Here is a 21,752-nt window from a genome sequence, read left to right on the forward strand (position 1 = left end):
GACACAAATGTGCCTTGATCGGCCAATCTTCTATTGCGGATCGGAAATAATCGGGCACGTTGACCCTCAGTTTTTGTGGGGAGTGCACGGTATGATTGAGCGTAACGGGATGGCGCGGCGGCGCTGGTTGGCGACGGCTTCGGTGATCGGGCTGATCGCGGCGGCGGGCCCGGCGGCGGCCGAGGTGCCGAACGACAACTTCAGTCCCAACGCTCCGCCGGTCCTGGCCGATCCCAATGCGATCAACGGCATCGGCAACATCATCACCGACACCGGCGGCGGATCGGTGGGCGTCTGCACCGGCAGTCTGATCAATCCGCGCACGGTGCTGTTCGCGGCCCACTGCGTCAACGACATCCCCGACTTCGCCTATGGCTCGCTGGGCCTGGGCGTGCCCATCAGCATCGGGTTCAAGGGCGACGCCTTCGACGGCATCCTGAACTGGATCACCAGCGGCGAATACGCCACCAGCTATATCGATCAGCACTACAATATGAGCCGGGTCTTCTATGATCCGCGCTCGCTGGAAGACGCCCGGGGCGGCGGCTTCTATGAAGCGGACGTGGCCATCGGCGTGCTGGATTCGCCGGCCAAGGGCGTGCCGACCTGGGCCATGCTGTTCTCGCCCCTGACCGGGGACGAGGACCGGCATGTGATCACCGGCGGGTACGGGGCCAGCGGGACCGGATCGCTGGGCGCGGTCCAGGGGATCGATTTCCGTCGTCGCGCCGCCGAGAACATGATCGGCGCCCTGACGTCGCTGGACGACATCGACCTGTTCCTGTTCGGGGACGGCGCCCAGGGCGGGCTGAGCCAGAACCTCTATATGGTCGATTTCGACGACCCGGCGGGCACGGCGACCTTCGACTTCAACATCTTCGGCGACGACGTCGCGCTGGAGAACGAGGGGATGACGGCGGGCGGCGATTCGGGCGGTCCGCTGATTCTGGACCGAGCCTTCGACACGCCGGTGATCGCAGGGGTGTTGTCGCTGGGCTCGCGTTATTTCAACGGCCAGGGATCGGCCAGCTACGGCACGACGGCGGGCTATCAGCCGCTGTATCTGTTCACCGACTGGATCGTCGCCAACAACCCCTACAAATACGTCACCACGACCGGCGGGAACGGCGACTGGTTCGATGCGACTCACTGGGTCCAGATGATGGATCCCAACTACAAGGTCATCGACGCGAACGGGAACCTGATCACGGGCCTGCCCGACACGCCAGCGGAGGGCGTGGACTCGCGCGGCGGCGAATGGGGCGGCATCTGCTTCTTCGGCGATTGCGTCGACGCCAGCGAATTGGCGCAATACAACAACGAGCGCGAGGACGCCCTGGCCGGCGGCGCCCAGCCGGTGAGCGCCGAGGTGACGGGCGGGCGAACCATCGTCGACATGAGCGGCATTGTCGCGGGTGGAGCGGCCGGCAGCTCGCGGGACGGTACGGGCTCGGGCCTGACCGTGCGGCACGAAGCCTCGGCCGTCGGCACGGCGCCAGGAGCCACCCAGCCGTTCGAGATCGTGCCCGGCGGACCGGGCTCGACCAATTTCGTGCCGTTCAACGTCCAGGGCGATGTCTTGGCGGGTGAGAACCCGCTGTTCTACGACGTGAACCTGATGTCGGCCGGGAGGACGACGCTGAACGACGCCGCCATCATCGACCGGCTGACCATCGGAGCCAGCGGGGCGGTGCTGGACATCGGCGCAGACGGCCTGCTGTTCGCCGAGAACGACGTCAGCGTCTGGGCCGGGCAGTTGAATGTCGACGGCGCCCTGCTGACCTATGAGATGCTGCTGGCCGGCGGGGTTCTGAGCGGTTCGGGCGTGATCGATTCCACGGTCCTGACCTCGGTCATGGGCTCCATCGCGCCGGGCGGTCAGGGTGAGATCGGCGAACTGACGCTGCTGAGCGACCTGGTGCTGGCGTCGGGCTCGCGCCTGTTCATCGACATCGGCGGGGATGAATCCGACCGTCTGACGGTGCTGGCCGACAGCTTCGAAGGCACGACCGGCATCGCGTCGCTGGGCGGGCTGCTGGGCCTGAACTTCATCAGCGCGCCGCGCTTCGGCGAGGCCTATACGGTGCTGACGGCCCAGGGCGGCATCGACGGCGAATTCGACGCCGTGACCGACATCTCGGGCGTGCTCTATCCGGTGCTGGACTATACTGCGACCAGCGTGGAGGTGGCGATCGAGGCGGCGTCCTACATGGACTTCATCAACCCGGACTCGCCGGCGCAGCGGACCGTGGGCGGCATTCTGGATGCGGCGCGCGCCACGAATTATGGCGCTCTGGGCGACATCTACGCCCAGACGGACCTGCTGGAAGGCGAGGCGCTGGAGGTCGGGCTGGAAAGCCTGTCGCCCTTCGCCGCCCACTCGGGCGTGACCCTGCTCAGCGCCCAGACCGAGGCGCTGCGCGCCGTGGTGGACGGACGGATCGCGCGGGATCGTTCGGCCGGACCTGCCGAGGGTCTGACGCTGATCGGATCGGGTATCGAGGTCGCTTCTCTGAATCCGGCGGCGACCGCATCGGCGGCCGGCATGGCGACGCGCCAGGCCCAGGCCGAGGCTCAGGAACGGGCGCGTTGGGGCGGCTGGAAACAGGGCGTTTCGGCCTATTTCGGCGCCGGCGCCATCGAGGGCGAAGCGGGCCAACTGCGCGGAACCCTGGCGGACAGCCGCAGCGACGACCAGAGCGCCTGGTATGTCGTCGGCGGCGTAGAGCGGACGATCGACGCCGTGACGTTCGGCGCCAGCCTGGCCTATGCCGAAGGCGAGTCCGACTTCGCCGAGGGGATCAGCACGGCCGACACCCGTCAGGTTCAGGCGAGCCTGTACGGCGCGGTGGACCTGGCCTACGGCGCCTATCTGGGCGCCAAGGTCGGCTATGGCGCGGCGGATCTGGACACCGAACGGGCCTTCGCCATCGGCGGCGCCAGCTTCCGTGCTGACGGCGAGACGGACGGCAGGGTGATCAGCGGCGGGGCCGAGCTGGGCTTCAACCTGAAGAGCGGCGGGCTGACGCTGCAGCCGAACATCGGGCTGAACGCCTATTCGGTCGATCTGGACGCCTATGAGGAAACGGGCGGGGTCGCGGCCCTGAGCATCGCCGACCAGTCGTTCGATTCGCTGCAACACCACATCGGACTGCGGGTCGGCGGCGAGACCCGCAGCGGACGCTGGACCATCAAGCCGGCGCTGGACGTGCGCTGGGTGCATGAGCTGGCGGGCGACGACCGCAATGTCGAGGCCGCATTCGTCGCGGCCGACGCCTTCGGCGGGGTCTTCGCCGGCGCCAGCAACGACAGCGAATGGGCCGAGATCGGCGGTTCGGTGGCGATTGAAGGCGACCGGTTCGGCGTGACGCTGAAGGCCGCCTCCATGGTTGATCGCGAGGACCTCGACTACCAGACCTATAGCGCCACGGTGACGATGAAGTTCTGACCCTGAAGGGTTGGAAGCGGGAACGGCGGCTCCGAAAGGGCCGCCGTTTTTCGTGGCCGGCGGCGCAAGGATTGAGCGCCGTGTGACACGGTAACCCCGAAACGGGTTGGCGCCGGGCGCCGTGTATCGTTAGGTCTGAGGCTCCAGGTTTTGTGGGGTTCGGACAATGATGATGCGTGTGCGTGGAGCCGGTCTGGCGCTGGCGACTGTGTTAATGGCTTCGGCGGCGGGCGGGGCTTTTGCCCAGACGGCGGCCCCGGCGGTTTCGGTCTATCAGCAGCCGCCGTCGCCCATCGCCGACATCCTGGACGCCAAGCCGACGCCGGCGCCGATGTTGAGCCCGGATCGCAAGACCCTGGTGCTGCTGGACCGGTCGAACCTGCCCAGCATCAAGGCCTTGGCCGAACCGATGCTGCGGCTGGCGGGGGCGCGGATCAATCCGAGGAACAATGGCCTGGCGGAGAGCCGGGTGTCCTGGCTGACGGGGCTGAGCTTGCAGGCGGTGGACGGGGGACCAGATCAGCTAGGACGGGCGCGGGTCGTGGCCCTGCCGGCCGAGGCGCGGTTCACGGCGGCGCGGTTCTCGCCGGATGCGAAATCGCTGGCCCTGGTGCTGGATCGGCCGACGGGGCTGGAGCTGTGGGTCGTGGACGTGGCCTCGGCGCGGGCGCGCAAGCTGACCGATCCGGTGGTCAATATGACGGGCGGGTCGGGTTATGAGTGGCTGCCCGACAGTTCAGGCCTGCTGGTCGAGGCGGTGCCGGCGGGACGGGGGCCGGCGCCCGACGTGACAGCGGCGCCGACGGGGCCGAACATCGAAGAGACCGCCGGGCGTCTGGCGCCGGTGCGGACCTATCAGGACCTGCTGTCGAACCCCGGCGACGAGGCCCTGTTCGACCATTATTTCACGTCCCAGCTGACCCTGGTTCCGCTGAACGGCCGTGTACGGACGATCGGCGCGCCCGCCGTCTATCTGGACAGCGCCGTGTCGCCGGATGGCCAATACATCCTGCATGAGATCGCCAAGCGGCCGTATAGCTATGTCGTGCCGGACGACCTGTTCCCGACCGAGATCGTGGTGACGGATATGGCTGGGCGGGTGGTGCGGACCATCGCCGACCTGCCGTTGCGCGACGACGTTCCGACCGCCTTCGACGCCGTGGCGCCGGGGCCGCGTTCGGTGAGCTGGCGGGCCGATGCCCCGGCGACCCTGACCTGGGTCGAGGCGCTGGACGGCGGCGACCTCAAGCGCGAGGTCGAGTTCCGGGACCGGGTCTTCATGCAGGCGGCGCCGTTCACGGACGAGCCGGTCAAGCTGATCGACCTGAAGGAACGGTTCGGCGGGATCGTGTGGGGTCGCGACGCCCTGGCCATCGTCAACAGCCGCTGGTTCAACACCCGGCACGAGACGCGGTTCGTGGTCGATCCGTCGAACCCCGGCGAGGGTCGGGTGCTGCTGCAGCGAAACTATCAGGCGCGCTACGACAATCCGGGCCAGCCGGTGACCCAGCCGAATGCGCAGGGACGGCCGGTGATCCGATTCGATCCGCAGGGGCGGATCCTGATGTCGGGCGCGGGCGCGACGCCGCAGGGCGAGTTCCCCTTCCTGGCCGCCATGGACCCGGCGACGGGCGAGAGCCAGCGCCTGTGGACCTCGGCCGATACGGATTACGAGGCGGTGGTCGGCTTCCTGGATGCGGACGGCAAGCGGGTGGTGACGCAGCGCGAGACGCGGCTGGACCCGCCGAACCTGCAGATCCGCGATCTGACGACGGGGCAGACCACGGCCCTGACCCAGTTCCCCGATCCGGCGCCGCAGCTGGCCGGGGCGACGCGCCAGTTGGTGACCTATGAACGGGCGGACGGGGTGAAGCTGTCGGGGACGCTGTATCTGCCGGCCGGTTACGACAAGGATCGTGACGGGCCGCTGCCCATGCTGATGTGGGCCTATCCGGCCGAGTTCACCGATGCGGCGGTGGCGGGCCAGACGGTGGATGTGCAGAACCGGTTCGTGCGACCGGGCGGGTCCAGCCACCTGTTCCTGCTGACGCAAGGGTACGCGATCTTCGACAACCCCTCCATGCCCATCATCGGCAAGGACGGGGCCGAGCCGAACGACACCTATGTCGAACAACTGGTCGCCGACGCGAAAGCCGCGGTCGATGCGGTGGTGGCGATGGGGGTGGCGGATCGCGACCGGATCGCGGTCGGGGGCCACAGCTACGGCGCCTTCATGACCGCCAACCTGCTGGCGCACAGCGACCTGTTCAAGACCGGCATCGCGCGGTCGGGGGCCTATAACCGCACCCTGACGCCGTTCGGATTCCAGGCCGAACAGAGGAACTACTGGGAGGCGACCGAGGTCTATACCGAGATGTCGCCCTTCACCTATGCGAACAAGCTGAACGAGCCGATCCTGCTGATCCACGGCGAGGCGGACGATAATTCCGGCACCTTCCCGGTCCAGTCCGAGCGCTTCTATGCGGCGTTGAAGGGGCTGGGGGCGACGGCGCGTTACGTCACCTTGCCGCTGGAGGCGCACGGCTATCGCGCGCGGGAATCGGTGGGCCATACCCTGTGGGAGATGACCCGCTGGATGGACCAGTATGTGAAGAACGCCCCGCCGAAACCGGCGGAGTGATCCAGGGGCTGGTGGTCAGGGCCTAACGTTCAGGGCCTGACCACCAGCCGCACCACCTCGCCGGCGTGCAGACGGTCGAAGCCGGCGTTGATGTCGTCCAGAGGGATGACGCCGCTCATCAGCCGGTCCACCGGCAGGCGGCCCTGGCGGTAGAGGGCGACGTAGCGGGGGATGTCGCGGCTGGGGACGCAGGTGCCGATGTAGGAGCCTTTCAGGGTGCGCTCCTCCCCGACCAGGGAGACGATGTTGACGGCGAGCGCCGCGTCGGGCGGGGGCAGGCCGGCGGTGACGGTGGTTCCGCCGCGCCGGGTCATCCGCCAAGCGGTGTCGAGGGCGCGGGCCGACCCGGCCATTTCGAAGGCGAAGTCGGCGCCGCCGTTCGTCAGGGCGCGGACCTGATCGACCGCATCGGGGTCGGCGCCGTTGACCGTCTGAACCGGTCCCAGGGTGCGGGCCAGGGCCAGCTTGTCCTCGGACAGATCGACGGCGATGACGGGCGACGCGCCGCTGGCCAGGGCGCCCAGGACGCTGGCCAGACCGACGCCGCCCAGGCCGATGACGACGACGCTCTGGCCCGCCTTCACCCCCGCCGTGTTCACCACGGCGCCGACGCCGGTCAGGACGGCGCAGCCGAACAGGGCCGCCTCCTCGAACGACAGGGCTGGGTCGATCTTCACCAGGGAGCGGCGTGAAACGACGGCGCGTTCGGCGAAGACGGAACAGCCGAGGTGGTGGTTGACCGGTTCGCCCTCGCGGAAGATGCGGCGGGCGCCGGACAGCAGCTCGCCCTTGCCGTTGGCGGCGGCGCCCGGCTCGCACAGGGCGGGACGGCCGCCGGCGCAGGGATCGCAGTGTCCGCACGAGGGCATGAAGACCATGACGACGTGATCGCCGATGCTGAGGTCCGTGACGCCGTCCCCCAGCGCCTCGACTACGCCGGCAGCCTCGTGGCCCAGGGCCATGGGCAGGGGGCGGGGGCGGTCGCCGTTGATGACGCTGAGGTCCGAGTGGCACAGGCCGGCGGCCTTGATGGCGACCAAGACCTCGCCGGGGCCGGGCGGGTCCAGCGTCACGGTCTCGACCGACAGGGGGCGGCTGTCGGCATAGGGGGGAGCGGCGCCCATGCGGGACAGGACGGCGGCGCGGGTCGGGATGCTCATGCTGTTGTCCTCATGTCCGAAAAGACCAGCGCGTTCGTGATCAGGCATCTACCGATAGGCGCTTGACGCAGCGTCGTCCAAGCTAGAGCGTCGGTATCGAGAGCGACGGTTCGCGTCGCCGAGGGAGACGACGATGCCGAAACGAGACGAGGGCGCCCTGGCCCAACGCGCGACCTACAAGGCCTTTCACATGGTCTCGACGCGCTGGGCCGACAACGACCAGTACGGGCACATCAACAACGCCAAATTCTACGAGTTCGTCGACTCGGCGGTGAACGCCCACCTGCTGATCGCCAATGCTCTGGACGAGTCCATCGGCCTGGTGGTGGATTCCGGCTGCCGCTACACCTCGTCGCTGAAGTTCCCCGACGTGATCGAGGTCGGGATCAAGGTCGACAAGATCGGCACCTCCAGCGTCAGTTATGGGTTCGCCGTGTTCAAGCGCAGCGCCGACGTCCCCGCCGCCATCGGCCATTTCGTCCACGTCTATGTCGACGCCGAAACCCGCCGGCCCAAGCCGCTGCCGGCCAAGCTGAAGGCGGTGGTGGAGAACTTGCGGGCGGGGTGAGGGTGGTGTCGCTCGACAAGCATCCAAGGGTGATATGGGCTACGGCCCTGGGTCTTGTCGCGCTAGCAGTAGCGCTGTCCGCTCTGGGCGGGCGGATGTCCGGCCAAGCTCACACCCTCTTCGGTGCGGGGATCGGGTTCTGCTTCATGATGCTGATCCTACCGGCAATATTCCTAGCGCCCTCGCCAATATCTTTCTGGAGGGAATGCTTGAACGTGGCGGTGCTGGGGGCGATCGGAGGGCTCTGCCTTAGCCTGTTCCTCGTCTCGGGTGCGGGACCAGTGGCGATTGCAAAAAACATGGTCTTGGCTGGGGCGGCCTCAGCGTTCGTCTGGGGTATGAGAGATATTCGTCACAGGGCTGTTTTCGCCTGGGGCCGATAGCGAAGCGCAGTAGCTCGCCTCCCCCCAAGTTGAAGGCCGTGGTGGAGAAACTGCGGGTGGGTAAGGGGCGCGGTGTCTACGAACCGCCGGCGATTGAGGACAAGTCCTTTGAGCGGTCTATCGGCGTCTGCTCCGCCTTTCGCTCGGAGTAGCGGTCCACAAGCTGCGTGGCGTGAGGCCGGGTCAGGACCGTGAACCGCACCAGTTCCTCCATCACATCGACGATCCGGTCGTAATAGGCGGACGGCTTCATGCGGCCGGCGTCGTCGAACTCCATGAAGGCCTTGGAGACGCTGGACTGGTTTGGGATGGTGATCATCCGCATCCATCGACCGAGCAGGCGCAGGGTGTTGACGGCGTTGAAGCTCTGCGAGCCGCCCGATACCTGCATCACCGCCAGGGTGCGGCCCTGGGTCGGGCGCATGCCGCCCATGTTGAGCGGCAGGTGGTCGATCTGGAGCTTCATGATCGCCGAGATCTGGCCGTGCCGTTCCGGGCTGCACCAGACCATGCCTTCGGACCACATGGCGTGTTCACGCAGTTCGTGCACGGCCGGATGGTCGTCGCCGGCGACCTGATCGGTCAGCGGCAGGTCGCACGGATCGAAGATGCGGGTCTCGCACCCCATGACCTGGAGCAGCCGCGCCGCCTCCTCGACGCACAGGCGAGAGAAGGACCGCTCACGCAGGGAGCCGTAGAGCAGGAGGATGCGCGGCGCGGGATCGGTCGGCCCCAGGCCCTGCGCGGGCGTGGTCGAGAGATAGGCCGGATCGAGGGCCGGCAGATGATCGGGATCGGGCAGGTCGCGAAGGCGGCTCATCCGATCACGCGGCGCCCGTCGGCGTCGACGACGACCTCGCCGTCCTCCTTGGCGAAGGGCTTCAGCCCCTCCTGGGGCAGCAGGTCCAGCACCGCCTCGGACGGGCGGCACAGTTTCACACCCAAAGGCGTGACGACGATGGGGCGGTTCATCAGGATCGGGTGAGCCTCGATCGCATCCAGCAGCTGGTCGTCCGACAGGGCGGCGTCGTCCAGGCCCAGTTCGGCATAAGGCGTGCCCTTCTCGCGCAGGATGTCGCGCACCGATCCGCCCATCCGTTCGACCAGTTGCGCCACCAGCGTCCGGCTGGGCGGGGTCTTCAGGTATTCGACGACGTGCGGTTCGATCCCGACGTGGCGGATCAGGGCCAGGGTGTTGCGCGACGTCCCGCAGGCGGGGTTGTGATAGATGACGACGTCCATTGAAGCCTCAGTCGCAGCACGGGGCCAGTTCGGCCAGCAGGGGTTGGCAAAGCTCGGCGCGGCCCTGGCAGCAGTCCTTGAGCAGGAAGAGGACGACCTCGCGCAGCCGATCCAGATCGGCGCGATAGATGATCGAGCGGCTTCGTCTTTGCGACGTGATCAGTCCCGCGCGGGACAGCACGGCTAGATGCGCCGACATCGTATTGGTCGGGACGGCGAGCCGGTCGGCGATCTCTCCGGCAGGCAGGCCGTCCGGCTCGTGGCGGACCAGCAGCCGAAAGGCGTCCAGTCGCGTGGACTGTGCCAGGGCGGCGAGCGCGAGGATGGCGGGTTCGGATTCCATTATTCCGAGATACTGGAAATATGGTCGAGTGCAAGCTAGAGGGCTCGCTGAGGTCGCAGGTCGGCCTCTGCGGAGCCGCCCCATGATCGTCGCCCTTCTGATCTTCGCGGTCACCATCACCCTGGTGATCTGGCAGCCAAAGGGCTTGCAGATCGGCTGGAGCGCGATGGGCGGCGCGGCGGTCGCGCTGTTGCTGGGCGTCGTCACCCTGAACGACATCCCCGTGGTCTGGGGCATCGTCTGGAATGCGACGGCGACCTTCATCGCCATCATCGTCATCAGCCTGTTGCTGGATGAGGCCGGCTTCTTCGAATGGGCCGCCCTGCACGTCGGTCGCTGGGGCGGCGGCCATGGGCGCAGGCTGTTCGTGCTGTTCGTCCTGCTGGGGGCGGCGGTGTCGGCCCTGTTCGCCAATGACGGGGCGGCGCTGATCCTGACGCCCATCGTCATCGCCATGCTGCTGGCGCTCGGCTACGGCCCAAAGGCGACCCTGGCCTTCGTCATGGCGGCGGGCTTCATCGCCGACGCCGCCAGCCTGCCGCTGGTGGTGTCCAATCTGGTCAATATCGTCTCGGCCGACTTCTTCGACATCGGCTTCGACCGCTATGCGGCGGTCATGATCCCCGTGGACCTGGCGGCCATCGACGCAACGCTCGTGGTCCTGTTCGCGGTCTTCGGGCGCGACATCCCCAGGGCCTATGACATCGACCGTCTCGCCCTTCCGGCGACGGCGATCAAGGACCGGGCGACCTTCCTCGCGGGGTGGATCGTGCTGGCCCTGCTGCTGGTCGGCTTCTTCGTGCTGGAGCCCAGGGGCGTCCCCGTCTCGGCCGTCGCGGCTGCGGGCGCGGCCATGCTTCTGGTGGTCGCGGGTCGGGGCGCGGTGATCAGCACGACCGTATTGCGCGAGGCGCCCTGGCAGATCGTGATCTTCTCCTTGGGCATGTATCTGGTGGTCTATGGGCTGGGCAACGCCGGCCTCACTCGCCATGTCGCAGGGCTGCTGGACGAGTTCGCGCAAGGCGGCGTGTGGGGCGCGGCCTTCGGGACCGGCTTCCTGACCGCCTTCCTGTCGTCCATCGCCAACAACATGCCGACTGTCCTGATCGGCGCCCTGTCCATCGACGCCTCGTCGGCGACGGGCGCGGTCAAGGAGGCGATGATCTACGCCAATGTCATCGGCAGCGACCTGGGCCCCAAGATGACGCCGATCGGCTCGCTCGCCACCTTGCTGTGGCTGCACGTCCTGGCGAAGAAGGGCGTGAAGATCGGCTGGGGCTATTACTTCAAGGTCGGGGTCGTCATGACCTTACCTGTGCTCGCCGTGACCTTGGCGGCCTTGGCCTTGAGACTGACCGTGTGACGGCGGCGACCGGTCTCCCGGCCTTCAGTCGTCCAGGCGGCCGATCAGGAACAGGGCGCCGACGGCGGTCAGGGCGCCCAGGGTGAAGGCGGTGACGATGGCGCCGGTGGCGACGGCGGTCGAGACGGTGACCGGGCGGGTCTCGTACCATTCGACGATGTCGGCCTCGTGCAGGTCTTCGTCCGTGTAGCCTTGGGCTTCGTAGATGGTGTCGTCTGCGGTCATGGCTGCGCTCCGTCTGTCTGCGGGGGATCAATACGCGCAAAAGGTCGAGGTTCCACCCCTGTCGTCCATCGTGACAGGATGACGCTGGTGGTTTAGGACCGCCCGCTCAGGTTCCAGAACGCACGAAGACGATCCCATGGCCGGCCACTCGAAATTCAAGAACATCATGCACCGCAAGGGGCGCGCCGATGCGCAGCGCTCCAAGCTGTTCTCCAAACTGTCGCGCGACATCACCGTGGCGGCCAAGAACGGCATGCCCGATCCGGCGCTGAACCCGCGCCTGCGTCTGGCGGTCAACAACGCCAAGGCCGAGAGCCTGCCCAAGGACGTGATCACCCGCGCCATCAACAAGGCCTCGGGCGGCGACGTCGATACGATGGAAGAGGTCCGCTACGAGGGCCGGGGACCGGGCGGGGTCGGCATCATCGTCGAGGCCCTGACCGACAACCGCAACCGCGCGGCGTCGAACATCGGCGCAGCCTTCAAGAAGAACGGCGGCGCCCTGAGCGAGATGAACTCGGTCGCCTTCATGTGGGACAAAGTAGGGCAGATTAGATATGCCGCCGAAGCCGGTTCGGAAGACGCCGTGATGGAGGCCGCCATCGAGGCCGGCGCCCAGGACGTCGAGAGCGACCTGGTCAAGCCCGACATCTACGAAGACGCCCCGGGCCACACGATCTGGACCGCCTTCGAGGACCTGAACGAGGTCGCCGAGGCCATGTCCAAGGTGCTGGGCGACCCCAAGTCGACGGCCATCGTCTGGAAGCCGCAGTCGGAAGTGCCGGTCACCGGCGACGCTGTCGGGACGCTGTTCAAACTGCTGGACGCCCTGGACGCCGAGGACGACGTGTCGGCGGTCTATTCCAACGAGGATGTCTCGGACGAGGACGCGGCGAAATACGCGGGCTGATTTCCGCTGAGCGGGGGCTGTGATACGGTCCCCCGCATGACCGTGCACGTGACCATCGCCCTGGACGAGGCCGTCAAGGCCAAGCTGGATGCCCTGGCGGACGCCAGGCAGGCGCCGATCGACGACATCGTCGCGATGGCGGTGCTGGATATGGCGGTCGAGGACGAGGCGGTTCCCTTCCTGTCCGCTGAAGAAGAAGCGGCCTTCCAGGCGGCCATAGACGAGGCGCTGAGGTCGCTGGACGCCGGAGAAGGCATCCCGCACGAGGTGGTCGTCGCCGAGTTGCGCGCGCGTCAGGCGGCGCGGACCCAGCGTTGAAAATTATCTGGTCGCCTGCCGCCCGTACGGATCTTGAAGAGGTCTGGCGGTATATCGCGACCGATAGCGTCAATGCCGCGACCCTGGTCGAAAACCGCATCATCGACGCCGTCGACGGCCTGAGCGTTTTTCCCGAAACAGGGCGACGTCTCAGGGGCGGCTTGAGACAGTTCGTCGTGGCCAAGACCGGTTACCTGATCATCTATCGGGTCAAGGCGGCTCACATCGAGATCGCTCGGGTGTGGCACGGCGCACGCGAACCGTTCGCCTGACGACCAGCGAGTCGTTCGCACGGAACCGGGGGGCGGCGAAGGCGTAACGAGGCTTCACCGTTACGCCTGGAGCGCCCCATGGACATCACCCAGCTGATCCTCGACGACCATGCCGAACAGCGTCGGCTGTTCGCGATCATCGAACAGATCGATCCCAAGGACGTGGATGCGCTGAGCGCCGTGTGGCTGAGGCTGTCGGCGTTTCTGGACGTGCACGCCGAGGCCGAGGAACGGTTCTTCTATCCCGAGCTGCTGAAACAGGGCGAGGGCGCCAACGACGCCGAGGACGGCACGGTCGAGGGCGAGACCGAGGACGCCATCGAGGATCACAACAAGCTGCGAAACGCGGTCAAGGCGGTGGAGCAGCACGAGGTCGGGACCAAGGCCTGGTTAGACGCCGTGGGCGAGGCGAACGTGGTCAACTCCAAGCATATGGGCGAGGAGGAGCGGCAGGGGCTGACCGACTTCCGAATGAATGCGGACATCGAGACGCGCCATGCGCTGGCGGTGAAGTTCGCCGCCTTCGAGGCCGAGCACATCACCGGGGTCAAGCCGGTCAACAAGGACCCTGAGGCCTATATAGAGAAGCACGGCTGAGGCGGGGAGCGACGGACGATGCCGCAGGATGGCGATCCGAGATCCGATCTGCCAGGCGCCGCCAGTCCGCCTATCGAGGGACGACGGTGGGCGTGGGTGAAGGTTTGCGCCTGGGCAGGGGCGGTCGTCGTGCTGTTGTGCGCCGCCGCCGTGGCGACCTGGCTGGTCTCGCGGGTTCAGACGGCGCTGGTGGATCGACCGGAGGAGGCAGCGCCTGAACGGGTTGTCGTCGAGGCCCCGCCGGTCGTGGTGACGCCGCAGCCGGAGCCAGCGTCTGTGAGTGTCCCTGCAGATGTCGAGACGGTCGTCGTCGAGCAGGCCCCGGCAGAGCCGCCATCTCCGCCAGCGGCGCCGGAAACCGAGCGTCGGCGGCCTTTGTTGATGCAGCACTGAGGCGACCTGGCGGTCAAGTTCGCCGCCTTTGAGGCCGAGCACATCACGGCAGGCAAGCCGGTGAACAAGGACCCGGTAGCCTATATCGAAAACACGGCTGATAGCCGGCCTGCGAACAGGGTGTCGCAGGACTTTCCGTCCAAGGAACATCCTGCTGCGCCCCGTCGTTGAGGGGGGATGAATCTGGGCAGTCTCGAAGGCGCGGTGTTGCCGATTCTGGGCGCGGTGATCGCGGGCGGGGTGATCGGCTTCGAGCGGGAATGGCGCGGGCGAGCGGCGGGCCTGAGGACGCATATCCTGGTCAGTCTGGCTTCGGCCCTGCTGATGCTGGCGGCCATGTCGCAGGCGGATTGGGCGTTCCGCGCTCTGCCCGACGAGAATATCGTCACCGATCCGACGCGGATGGCGCACGGCGTGCTGACGGGCATCGGCTTCCTGTGTGCCGGCGTGATCTTTCGCACCGGGTTTTCGATCCACGGCCTGACCACGGCAGCGTCGCTGTGGATCACCTCGGCGATCGGCATTCTGTTCGGAGCGGGCCTGTATGCGCTGGGCTCGGCGGCGACGGTGGTGACGGCCGTGATCCTGATCGGGCTGAAATTGATCAACGGCCGGCTGCCGGCGCGAACGGTGGTGGACGCCGAGGTGTGCTGGGAGCGGCGCGAGGCGTCGCCTGAGCCGGCCATCGAGGCGGCCTTGAGGGCGATCGATGCGGAGGTGCGGCACGATACGTTCGAACTGATCGACGAGGGGCGCACCGTGCGGCGGACGTGGCGGTTGAGGGCGGCGGAGGAAAGCCAGCTGAAGCGACTGGCGGAGCAGCTGTGCGCGATACCCGGCGTGGTCGCCTACAGCCTGGACCCGCGCGACGACTGAAAACCGTTCATTGCCCGATAACCCTCTTTGCGGCATGAGGGGAACGGATGGCGAACGAACCTGTCAGAATCATCGGCCTGGACCCCGGTCTGCGACGCACCGGCTGGGGGGTGATCGTGTCCGACGGTGCGCGGCTGAGGTGGGTGGCGCACGGGGTGGTCAGCCCGCCGGAGACCGCGCCGTTCAGCGAGCGGCTGCTGCATCTGTTTGAGTCGCTGGGCGTGATCTGCGCCGACCACGGCTGCGAGGAGGCGGCGGTGGAAGAGGTGTTCGTCAACGTGAACCCGTCCTCGACCCTGAAGCTGGGCCATGCGCGGGCGGCGGTGATGCTGGCGCCGGCCAAGCTGGGGCTGACGGTGGCGGAATATTCGCCCAATCTGATCAAGAAGGCCGTGGTCGGGGCGGGCCATGCGGACAAGAGCCAGATCGCCTTCATGGTGAAGCGGCTGCTGCCGACTGCCGGCGACGTGAAGGCGGATGCGGCGGACGCCCTGGCCGTGGCGGTCACCCATGCGCAACTGAGGAAACGGGCCTTGCTGGAAGCGATGCATCGGGGGGCAGCGTGAGGGGGGTGTATCCGGTCTCCTCCCCATTGCTCGCAATGGGGAGGTGGCGCGGCGCGGCTTCGCGCCGTGACGGAGGGGTTCTTTCCGCGCGGCAGGCGCGGGTGGGGCGTCAAGAGCCCCTCCACCGCTTCGCGGTCCCCCTCCCCATCAAGATGGGGAGGAGACAGTCATGATCGGACGTTTGCGGGGCGTGCTGGCCGAGGTCGGGGAGGCGGAATGCCTGATCGACTGTGCGGGCGTGGGCTATGTCGTGTCGTGCGGGGCGCGGACGCTGGGACGGTTGCCGGCGCCGGGCGATGAGGCCACGGTGCATGTGCATTCGCAGTGGAGCGAGGACGCGGGGCCGCGCCTGTACGGATTTTTGACGCGCGACGAGCGGCGGGCCTTCACCACCCTGCTGGCCATCCAGGGGGTGGGACCGAAGGCGGCGCTGGCGGTGCTGGACGTGTTGCCGCCCGGCGAACTGGCGGGGGCGGTGGCGCGCGAGGACAAGGCGGCGGTGGCGCGGGCCAACGGCGTGGGACCGAAACTGGCGCTGAGGATCGTGACCGAGCTGAAGGGCAAGCCGCTGGGCGACGTCAGTTTCGCGCCGACCGCGCCGGGCATGCATGTCGAGATCGCGCCGCCGCCGCCGTCCATCACCGGCGAGGCGGTGTCGGCCCTGCTGGGGCTGGGCGTCGCCGAGGTCAATGCGCGCCGGGCCGTGGATCAGGCGCTGATCCGGCTTGAGTCGAAAAACGGGGGCGACGAGGCGGAACTGCCCGCCGTGATCCGGGCGGCCTTGCAGGAGTTGGGGCGGTGAGAGAGTGGCGAGTGGCGAGTGGCGAGTGGCGAGGCGTGAGAAGTGCTAGTGAGCAAGAGGTGAGCTGCGACCGGTCTAGGTTCACACAGACTCGCTCACCCCTGCGCTCACTATTCACTCGCCACTCGTCACTCGTCACTCGCCACTCGGGCGCCCGATGACCGACGACCGCATCATCTCCCCCGACGCCGCCCCCGGCGAAGCCTACGACCGCGCGCTGCGGCCGCAGACGCTGGCGGAGTTCGTCGGACAGTCGCAGGCCAAGGGCAATCTGAAGGTCTTCATCGATGCGGCGCGGGGGCGGGCCGAGGCGCTGGACCACGTGCTGCTGTTCGGGCCGCCGGGGCTGGGCAAGACGACGCTGGCGCAGATCGTGGCGCGCGAACTGGGCGTGGGGTTTCGGGCCACGTCCGGTCCGATCCTGGCCAAGGCCGGCGATCTGGCGGCGATCCTGACCAATCTGGAACCGCGCGACGTCCTGTTCATTGACGAGATCCACCGGATGAGCCCGCTGGTGGAGGAGATCCTGTATCCGGCCATGGAGGACCATGTGCTGGATCTGATCATTGGCGAGGGACCGTCGGCGCGCTCGGTGCGGATCGATCTGGCGCCCTTCACCCTGGTCGGGGCGACGACGCGGGCGGGCCTGCTGGCGACGCCGCTGAGGGACCGGTTCGGGATTCCGCTGCGGCTGGAATTCTACAGTCCCGAAGAACTGACGGCGGTGGTGCGCGGCACGGCGCGCAAGATGGGGGCGGCCATCGACGAGGAGGGTGCGCGCGAGATCGCGTCTCGGGCGCGGGGCACGCCGCGCATCGCCGGGCGGCTGCTGCGTCGGGTGCGGGACTTCGCTTCCGCCGAGGGGGCCGAGACCATCTCCAAACTGGTGGCGGCGCGGGCGCTGGCGCGGCTGGAGGTGGACGAGGCCGGGCTGGACAGTCTGGACCGACGGTTCCTGAAGGCGCTGATCGAGAACTACGGCGGCGGGCCGGTGGGGATGGACACGCTGGCGGCCGCCATCGCCGAGGCGCGCGACGCGGTCGAGGACGTGATCGAACCCTATCTGATGCAACAGGGCTTCATCATGCGCACCCCGCGCGGACGCGTCGCCTGCGCCAAGGCCTATGCCCACCTGGGGCTGGGCGAGCCGCCCAAGGTTCCCGGCAATCCGACGCCGGGCGACCTGTTCGAGTGAAGGTCGCCGTCGATCCGGGCAAGGATGCGAGCAATCGCGAGAAGCCTGGATTGTCGTTGGCCCGTGCCGACGAAATCGATCTCCGCGCCGCCTTCGTGCTTGCGGACGACCGTCAGGATTACGGCGAGCCACGCTGGCGGGCCTATGGTATGATGGACGGGCGGCTGCACATGCTGGCCTTCACCTTCCGGGACGGGACGTTGAGGGCCATCAGTCTGCGGCGAGCGAACGCCAAGGAGAACAAACGCTATGGCTGATCCGAAACTCAGCCTTGATCAGAGCGATTACGAAGACGTCGAGATTGACGATCAAGACAATCCGGAATGGACGGACGAGGACTTCGCCAAGGCGCAGCCTTTGCGGGACGTGCTGCCCGACCTCTATACTCAACTCGACGCCGAACGGGAGGTGGCGCTGAAGCTGTCACCGGACACCATTTGCGCCTTCGCCGAGGAGGGCGAGGATTGGCGCGAGCGGATGGCGGATGCTCTGACGGAAGCGGCGCGGAAAAAGCACGCGGCCTGACGGGGGCCTAAGCTCGAATAGGCGGTTGCCAAGCGGGGCGGGCGAGGGTTTGGTGGCGTCGAACCGGAGCCGTCCCATGATCCTGCGCACCCTGGCCGTTCTGGCGTTCGCGTCCGGCCTGACCGTTCTGGCGCCGCCCGCCCGCGCGGCGGCGCCGGTGTTCACCGACAAGGCCTGCCCCAGCGACTGGCCCTCGGGCCTGCGCGAGGTTCGCTGCGGGACCCTGACGGTGGATGAGGCGCGCGACGGGTCGATCAGCGACCGGCGCATCGACGTCGCCGTGGTGATCATCAAGGCCAGCGCGCCGTTCAAGGACGCTTCGGGACAGGCGCTGCCACCGATGGTGATGTTCCACGGCGGGCCGGGCGGGGCGTTGACGCCGGGGGCGGGGCGGATGCTGGGGGCGTTGCGCCGCAATCCCGAGGCCTTCGCGGTGAATCAGGACGTGATCCTGTTCGATCAGCGCGGCGGCGGGGCGAGCACGCCGTCGATGGACTGTCCGGGCGTGCAGCTGACCGACGCGGGGCCGCCGTCCGATGCGGATCGCGACGGGCTGATCGCCTGTCTGAAGGGGTATCAGGTGCAAGGCGTCGATCTGAACCAGTACAACGCCGCCGCCATCGCCGACGACGTGAAGGACATGGTCCAGGCGCTGGGCCTGACGACGATCGACCTGTGGGGCGGATCGTACGGGCCGCGCATCGAGGCCGCCGTCATCACCCATCAGCCCCAGATCGTGCGCGCCGCCGTGATGGACAGCCCCTGGCCGCCCGAGAGCAACTGGGCCGTCGGCACGCCGGAACAGGTGTCGGCGGCGGTGAAGATCATCCTGGCCAAATGCGCGGCCCAGACGGCTTGCGCGGCGCAACATCCGGACCTGCAGGCGCGGTTCGAGGCCGAGGCGCGCAAATGGCTGGCGGGGCCGGTGACGGGCAAGGACGGGCGGACCTTCACCGTCGACGACCTCTCGGCCTTTCTGATGGACAAGACCTATAGCGCCACGGGGGTGCGGGGGCTGCCGGTCGATCTGGACAAGATCATCGCCGGCGACCTGAGCCCCGTCGCCGAGATCGCTGAGGACCGGACCTATTATTTCGAGGGCCAGCATATGGCGCACCTTTGCAAGGAGGAGCTGCCGTTCGAATCCAGGGCGCGGCTGGTCGCGGGCGCGGCGGGCGATCCGGTGGCCGAGGTGCTGGTCCCGTCGCTGTCGCGTCTGTTCGACGTCTGTGCGGCCGTGGGCGAGCGGCCGGCCAAGCCGATCGAGAACCTGCCGGTCCTGACCGACATCCCGACCTTGTTCGTCGCCGCCGAGATCGATCCCGGCTGCCCGCCGCCCCTGACTGAGGCGGCGGCCAAAGGCTATTCCCACAGCCAGGTGGTGATCGTTACCAACGCCACCCACGGAGTGATCAACGCCAGCGCCTGCACCCGCAAGATGGCGCGCGACTTCCTGCGCGATCCGTCCAGGCCGGTGGATCGCAGCTGCCTGCCGGCCGCCGACACGCCGCTGGACTTCACCCTGGATGCGCCCGCCGCATGAGGATGACGCCGCATCGCAGCCCGCGACAGCGGTGGACGATGATCGCGGCGGCGGTCGTTCTGGCCCTGTGCGCCGTCGCCGCCTGGGTCGCGATGCGGCCGGCGAACACGCCCTCGCCCGAGCCGGCCTCGACGCGGGTCACGCGCCAGATCCGCATCCAGGCGGGCCCCGGCGCCGAGTTGCGCTATGCCGAGGCCGGCCAGAGGCGGGCGGTGTGCGGCTATATGGGGCGGGTCGCGGGCGGGCCGGCGGTCGGGTTCGTGTCCATCCCCAACCGCATCCTGTTCAGCGACGATCCGTTGCCGACCGAGTTTCGCGAGATGCGTCAGCGCTATTGCCCCGGTTTCATGCAGGGGCCTACGCAGCCGTCTCCGGTGCGCTAGACTGCACGGATGAGCATCGACCTTCCCACCGCCGGCCGTTTCGAGGGGCGCGATCACCTGTTGCCGGTGCGCGTCTATTACGAGGACACCGATTTCACCGGCCTGGTCTATCATGCCAACTATGTGCGCTATTTCGAGCGGGGACGATCCGACTTCCTGCGCGCCATCGGGGTGGGGCACGCCGACCTGCTGGCAGAGGCCGAGCCCCTGGCCTTCGTTGTGGCCGAGATGACCATCAAATACCTGAAGCCCGCGCGGATCGACGACGCCCTGGTGGTGCGCACGCTGTATGAAGAGGTGAAGGGGGTGCGGCTGATCATCCGCCAGAGCGTCGAGCGGGCGGGCGAGGTGCTGTGCCGCGCCGAGGTGACGGCGGTCTGCATCCACCTGGACGGACGACCACGCCGGCCCTCGAAGGGGCTGATCGAGAAGGTGACGCCGTGGCTGGCGGCGAGTGCGGGCAAGGCTTAGACCTTCCCCTCCCGCTCATCCCGGCGAAAGCCGGGACCCAGTTCTGTCGCATCTTCAGTGCGCCGGATGACCATCGACTTTTGATCTCAGACAACTTTCGCCCAAAACACTGGGTCCCGGCTTTCGCCGGGATGAGCGGAAGAGAGGGGGCTGTGGGGCGTCGCAGATTCCGCTAAAATCGTTCCGAAACGAGGGGAAACGTCATGGCTGCCGAAACCTACAAGATGTCCACCAGCGCGGTGATCGTCACGGTCCTGCTGTTCCTGCTGCTGATCGGCGGCGGGCTGGTGGGCTGTCCCTATTACAAGGTCTGGGAACGCAAGATGGCGGGCCAGGCCGAGCTGCAATACCAGCAGGGGGCGCGTCAGGCCCTGATCGCGCAAGCCGCCGCAGAAGACGAGGCGGCGATCAAACGGGCCGAGGCGGCGACGCGCCGGGTGCTGGGCTGGACCGATGCGGCCAAGCGCGGCTGCGCCGAACTGGGCCGAGCCGGCGACCGTCTGTGCGAGGAACAGCTGCTGCGCGACGCCGCCACCTATTCCATCGCCAAGGAAGGCCACGAAGGCGTGATCATCAGCGTCGGCGCGCCCGTCTCGGTGGCGGTCGATCCGAGCCGCAGATCGGGCGCGGAATAACCCTCTGTTAACCCTTATGACGTGCCTGTCAGATGACGGGCGGTCGGGTCGGAGCTAAACGGGCCGGACGCCACACAATGGTCACGTCCGCTGGGTCGAAGAGGGCGTGAACGAACTCGATTCCGCCCGGAGCGCCTGAATGACTATGCCCGTCGACGCCTCGATGATGAACCCCGTCGAGCTGTTCATGACCGCCGACTGGGTGGTGAAGACGGTGATGATCGGTCTGGCGGCGGCCTCGATCTGGTCGTGGACCATCATCATCGACAAGGCGGTGCGGTTCACGGCGCTGAACAAACAGGCCGACGACTTCGAAAAGGCGGTCCAGTCGGGCCGGTCGCTGGAGGACGTCGCGGCCCAGGCCGGGCCCGCGCCGGACCACGCCCTGCCGCGCATGCTGGTGATCGCCCTGTCGGACTGGCGTGAGGCGCGTCAGCGCGGGGCGCTGAACGAACACCAGGGCGACCTGCTGATGACGCGGATCGACCGGGCGATGAACAGTCTGATCACGCGCGAGAGCCAGCGGATCGAGAACGGTCTGGGCGTGCTGTCGGTCGTGGCGACGGCCTCGCCCTTCATCGGCCTGTTCGGCACGGTGTGGGGGATCATGAATGCGTTCGGCCGTATCGCGGCGGCGGGCAACACCAATCTGACGACCGTGGCGCCGGCCATTGCGGAAGCTTTGTTCGCCACCGCCATCGGCCTGGCGGCGGCCATTCCGGCCTATATCGCCTACAACAAGTTCTCGATCGATGCGGGCAAGTTCTCGAACCGGCTGGAGGCGTTCGCGGACGACCTGCAGGCCGCCGTGGCGCGCCGCCTGGGCAGCCCGTCTGCCCCGCCGCCTCCGCCCGTGGCGTCCAGCGACCTCAGCCTGAAGCGGGGCAGCTGAG

The 21,752-nt window shown here is 67.7% G+C and carries 25 protein-coding genes; 20 read left to right on the top strand and 5 right to left on the bottom strand.

What is annotated here, in order from left to right; genetic code table 11:
- Positions 1–91: 91 nt before the first annotated feature.
- Positions 92–3,448, top strand: coding sequence for an autotransporter domain-containing protein (locus tag EGY25_RS09320; protein WP_135194710.1), 3,357 nt, complete (start codon positions 92–94; stop codon positions 3,446–3,448).
- Between the two features lie 166 nt (positions 3,449–3,614).
- Positions 3,615–6,089 (top strand): alpha/beta hydrolase family protein, encoded by a 2,475-nt coding sequence (locus tag EGY25_RS09325; protein ID WP_135194711.1) that lies wholly within the window; start codon positions 3,615–3,617, stop codon positions 6,087–6,089.
- A gap of 29 nt (positions 6,090–6,118) precedes the next feature.
- Here EGY25_RS09325 and EGY25_RS09330 read toward each other — a convergent pair whose 3' ends face one another.
- Positions 6,119–7,249: a zinc-dependent alcohol dehydrogenase family protein gene (locus EGY25_RS09330; protein ID WP_135194712.1), complete on the bottom strand. Its 1,131-nt coding sequence runs from the start codon at positions 7,247–7,249 to the stop codon at positions 6,119–6,121.
- 133 nt (positions 7,250–7,382) lie between these two features.
- Here EGY25_RS09330 and EGY25_RS09335 point away from each other — a divergent pair, with 133 nt between their 5' ends.
- Positions 7,383–7,817, top strand: coding sequence for an acyl-CoA thioesterase (locus EGY25_RS09335; protein ID WP_135194713.1), 435 nt, complete (start codon positions 7,383–7,385; stop codon positions 7,815–7,817).
- 459 nt (positions 7,818–8,276) lie between these two features.
- Here EGY25_RS09335 and arsH read toward each other — a convergent pair whose 3' ends face one another.
- From arsH to EGY25_RS09350, 3 genes are read right to left on the bottom strand one after another with little or no spacing between them, the layout of a single operon-like run.
- The gene (gene arsH, locus EGY25_RS09340) at positions 8,277–9,020 is read right to left on the bottom strand and encodes an arsenical resistance protein ArsH (protein WP_135194714.1); all 744 of its coding nucleotides are present in this window, start codon (positions 9,018–9,020) and stop codon (positions 8,277–8,279) included.
- Positions 9,017–9,442 (bottom strand): arsenate reductase (glutaredoxin), encoded by a 426-nt coding sequence (gene arsC / locus EGY25_RS09345; protein WP_135194715.1) that lies wholly within the window; start codon positions 9,440–9,442, stop codon positions 9,017–9,019. Before arsC ends, arsH begins: the two co-directional genes overlap by 4 nt.
- Before the next feature lie 7 nt (positions 9,443–9,449).
- A complete protein-coding gene (locus EGY25_RS09350; protein WP_209308025.1) occupies positions 9,450–9,785 on the bottom strand; it encodes an ArsR/SmtB family transcription factor in 336 nt (111 codons plus the stop codon).
- 82 nt (positions 9,786–9,867) lie between these two features.
- Between EGY25_RS09350 and EGY25_RS09355 the strand changes: the two genes are divergently transcribed.
- Positions 9,868–11,148, top strand: a complete 1,281-nt coding sequence (locus tag EGY25_RS09355; RefSeq protein ID WP_135194717.1) for an arsenic transporter — start codon at positions 9,868–9,870, stop codon at positions 11,146–11,148.
- A 24-nt stretch (positions 11,149–11,172) separates the two neighbouring features.
- Here EGY25_RS09355 and EGY25_RS09360 read toward each other — a convergent pair whose 3' ends face one another.
- Positions 11,173–11,373: a hypothetical protein gene (locus EGY25_RS09360; RefSeq protein ID WP_135194718.1), complete on the bottom strand. Its 201-nt coding sequence runs from the start codon at positions 11,371–11,373 to the stop codon at positions 11,173–11,175.
- A 136-nt stretch (positions 11,374–11,509) separates the two neighbouring features.
- Here EGY25_RS09360 and EGY25_RS09365 point away from each other — a divergent pair, with 136 nt between their 5' ends.
- The 16 genes from EGY25_RS09365 (at position 11,510) to tolQ (ending at position 21,751) form a co-directional block, all read left to right on the top strand.
- Positions 11,510–12,283 carry a YebC/PmpR family DNA-binding transcriptional regulator gene (locus EGY25_RS09365; RefSeq protein WP_135194719.1) on the top strand — a complete coding sequence of 258 codons (774 nt, stop codon included), beginning with the start codon at positions 11,510–11,512 and terminating at the stop codon, positions 12,281–12,283.
- Positions 12,284–12,319: 36 nt separating this feature from the next.
- Positions 12,320–12,601 carry a hypothetical protein gene (locus EGY25_RS09370; RefSeq protein ID WP_135194720.1) on the top strand — a complete coding sequence of 94 codons (282 nt, stop codon included), beginning with the start codon at positions 12,320–12,322 and terminating at the stop codon, positions 12,599–12,601.
- Positions 12,598–12,873 carry a type II toxin-antitoxin system RelE/ParE family toxin gene (locus tag EGY25_RS09375; RefSeq protein ID WP_135194721.1) on the top strand — a complete coding sequence of 92 codons (276 nt, stop codon included), beginning with the start codon at positions 12,598–12,600 and terminating at the stop codon, positions 12,871–12,873. Before EGY25_RS09370 ends, EGY25_RS09375 begins: the two co-directional genes overlap by 4 nt.
- Before the next feature lie 78 nt (positions 12,874–12,951).
- Positions 12,952–13,470: a hemerythrin domain-containing protein gene (locus EGY25_RS09380; RefSeq protein ID WP_135194722.1), complete on the top strand. Its 519-nt coding sequence runs from the start codon at positions 12,952–12,954 to the stop codon at positions 13,468–13,470.
- A gap of 96 nt (positions 13,471–13,566) precedes the next feature.
- Complete coding sequence (locus tag EGY25_RS09385) at positions 13,567–13,863, top strand: hypothetical protein (protein WP_135194723.1); 297 nt, start codon at positions 13,567–13,569, stop codon at positions 13,861–13,863.
- Between the two features lie 177 nt (positions 13,864–14,040).
- Entirely contained in the window at positions 14,041–14,739 is a 699-nt protein-coding gene (locus tag EGY25_RS09395; RefSeq protein WP_135194724.1) for an MgtC/SapB family protein, read from the top strand.
- 47 nt (positions 14,740–14,786) lie between these two features.
- The gene (gene ruvC, locus EGY25_RS09400; protein ID WP_135194725.1) at positions 14,787–15,305 is read left to right on the top strand and encodes a crossover junction endodeoxyribonuclease RuvC; all 519 of its coding nucleotides are present in this window, start codon (positions 14,787–14,789) and stop codon (positions 15,303–15,305) included.
- A gap of 169 nt (positions 15,306–15,474) precedes the next feature.
- On the top strand, positions 15,475–16,107 hold the full coding sequence (gene ruvA / locus EGY25_RS09405) for a Holliday junction branch migration protein RuvA (RefSeq protein WP_135194726.1): 633 nt from the start codon (positions 15,475–15,477) through the stop codon (positions 16,105–16,107).
- Positions 16,108–16,264: 157 nt separating this feature from the next.
- The gene (ruvB, locus tag EGY25_RS09410; protein ID WP_135194727.1) at positions 16,265–17,302 is read left to right on the top strand and encodes a Holliday junction branch migration DNA helicase RuvB; all 1,038 of its coding nucleotides are present in this window, start codon (positions 16,265–16,267) and stop codon (positions 17,300–17,302) included.
- Positions 17,299–17,559: a BrnT family toxin gene (locus EGY25_RS09415; protein WP_135194728.1), complete on the top strand. Its 261-nt coding sequence runs from the start codon at positions 17,299–17,301 to the stop codon at positions 17,557–17,559. Before ruvB ends, EGY25_RS09415 begins: the two co-directional genes overlap by 4 nt.
- On the top strand, positions 17,552–17,827 hold the full coding sequence (locus EGY25_RS09420) for a BrnA antitoxin family protein (RefSeq protein ID WP_135194729.1): 276 nt from the start codon (positions 17,552–17,554) through the stop codon (positions 17,825–17,827). Before EGY25_RS09415 ends, EGY25_RS09420 begins: the two co-directional genes overlap by 8 nt.
- Positions 17,828–17,903: 76 nt before the next feature.
- Positions 17,904–19,370 (top strand): alpha/beta fold hydrolase, encoded by a 1,467-nt coding sequence (locus EGY25_RS09425; RefSeq protein WP_135194730.1) that lies wholly within the window; start codon positions 17,904–17,906, stop codon positions 19,368–19,370.
- Complete coding sequence (locus EGY25_RS09430; protein WP_245159418.1) at positions 19,367–19,753, top strand: hypothetical protein; 387 nt, start codon at positions 19,367–19,369, stop codon at positions 19,751–19,753. The genes EGY25_RS09425 and EGY25_RS09430 overlap by 4 nt, the downstream gene beginning before the upstream one ends.
- A gap of 9 nt (positions 19,754–19,762) precedes the next feature.
- Entirely contained in the window at positions 19,763–20,224 is a 462-nt protein-coding gene (gene ybgC, locus EGY25_RS09435; RefSeq protein WP_135194731.1) for a tol-pal system-associated acyl-CoA thioesterase, read from the top strand.
- 203 nt (positions 20,225–20,427) lie between these two features.
- Positions 20,428–20,859, top strand: a complete 432-nt coding sequence (locus EGY25_RS09440) for a hypothetical protein (RefSeq protein ID WP_135194732.1) — start codon at positions 20,428–20,430, stop codon at positions 20,857–20,859.
- 139 nt (positions 20,860–20,998) lie between these two features.
- Entirely contained in the window at positions 20,999–21,751 is a 753-nt protein-coding gene (gene tolQ, locus EGY25_RS09445; RefSeq protein ID WP_135194733.1) for a protein TolQ, read from the top strand.
- Position 21,752 lies beyond the last annotated feature (1 nt).

The sequence above is a fragment of the Brevundimonas intermedia genome, assembly GCF_004614235.1.
Taxonomy (GTDB): domain Bacteria; phylum Pseudomonadota; class Alphaproteobacteria; order Caulobacterales; family Caulobacteraceae; genus Brevundimonas; species Brevundimonas intermedia_A.

What these genes read in the sequence shown, in the direction of transcription:
- EGY25_RS09320 (WP_135194710.1), top strand. Translation starts at nt 92, where the DNA reads ATGATTGAGCGTAACGGGATGGCGCGGCGGCGCTGGTTGGCGACGGCT.
- EGY25_RS09325 (WP_135194711.1), top strand. Translation starts at nt 3,615, where the DNA reads ATGATGATGCGTGTGCGTGGAGCCGGTCTGGCGCTGGCGACTGTGTTA.
- EGY25_RS09330 (WP_135194712.1), bottom strand. Translation starts at nt 7,249, where the DNA reads ATGAGCATCCCGACCCGCGCCGCCGTCCTGTCCCGCATGGGCGCCGCT.
- EGY25_RS09335 (WP_135194713.1), top strand. Translation starts at nt 7,383, where the DNA reads ATGCCGAAACGAGACGAGGGCGCCCTGGCCCAACGCGCGACCTACAAG.
- arsH (WP_135194714.1), bottom strand. Translation starts at nt 9,020, where the DNA reads ATGAGCCGCCTTCGCGACCTGCCCGATCCCGATCATCTGCCGGCCCTC.
- arsC (WP_135194715.1), bottom strand. Translation starts at nt 9,442, where the DNA reads ATGGACGTCGTCATCTATCACAACCCCGCCTGCGGGACGTCGCGCAAC.
- EGY25_RS09350 (WP_209308025.1), bottom strand. Translation starts at nt 9,785, where the DNA reads ATGGAATCCGAACCCGCCATCCTCGCGCTCGCCGCCCTGGCACAGTCC.
- EGY25_RS09355 (WP_135194717.1), top strand. Translation starts at nt 9,868, where the DNA reads ATGATCGTCGCCCTTCTGATCTTCGCGGTCACCATCACCCTGGTGATC.
- EGY25_RS09360 (WP_135194718.1), bottom strand. Translation starts at nt 11,373, where the DNA reads ATGACCGCAGACGACACCATCTACGAAGCCCAAGGCTACACGGACGAA.
- EGY25_RS09365 (WP_135194719.1), top strand. Translation starts at nt 11,510, where the DNA reads ATGGCCGGCCACTCGAAATTCAAGAACATCATGCACCGCAAGGGGCGC.
- EGY25_RS09370 (WP_135194720.1), top strand. Translation starts at nt 12,320, where the DNA reads ATGACCGTGCACGTGACCATCGCCCTGGACGAGGCCGTCAAGGCCAAG.
- EGY25_RS09380 (WP_135194722.1), top strand. Translation starts at nt 12,952, where the DNA reads ATGGACATCACCCAGCTGATCCTCGACGACCATGCCGAACAGCGTCGG.
- EGY25_RS09395 (WP_135194724.1), top strand. Translation starts at nt 14,041, where the DNA reads ATGAATCTGGGCAGTCTCGAAGGCGCGGTGTTGCCGATTCTGGGCGCG.
- ruvC (WP_135194725.1), top strand. Translation starts at nt 14,787, where the DNA reads ATGGCGAACGAACCTGTCAGAATCATCGGCCTGGACCCCGGTCTGCGA.
- ruvA (WP_135194726.1), top strand. Translation starts at nt 15,475, where the DNA reads ATGATCGGACGTTTGCGGGGCGTGCTGGCCGAGGTCGGGGAGGCGGAA.
- ruvB (WP_135194727.1), top strand. Translation starts at nt 16,265, where the DNA reads ATGACCGACGACCGCATCATCTCCCCCGACGCCGCCCCCGGCGAAGCC.
- EGY25_RS09420 (WP_135194729.1), top strand. Translation starts at nt 17,552, where the DNA reads ATGGCTGATCCGAAACTCAGCCTTGATCAGAGCGATTACGAAGACGTC.
- EGY25_RS09425 (WP_135194730.1), top strand. Translation starts at nt 17,904, where the DNA reads ATGATCCTGCGCACCCTGGCCGTTCTGGCGTTCGCGTCCGGCCTGACC.
- EGY25_RS09430 (WP_245159418.1), top strand. Translation starts at nt 19,367, where the DNA reads ATGAGGATGACGCCGCATCGCAGCCCGCGACAGCGGTGGACGATGATC.
- ybgC (WP_135194731.1), top strand. Translation starts at nt 19,763, where the DNA reads ATGAGCATCGACCTTCCCACCGCCGGCCGTTTCGAGGGGCGCGATCAC.
- EGY25_RS09440 (WP_135194732.1), top strand. Translation starts at nt 20,428, where the DNA reads ATGGCTGCCGAAACCTACAAGATGTCCACCAGCGCGGTGATCGTCACG.
- tolQ (WP_135194733.1), top strand. Translation starts at nt 20,999, where the DNA reads ATGACTATGCCCGTCGACGCCTCGATGATGAACCCCGTCGAGCTGTTC.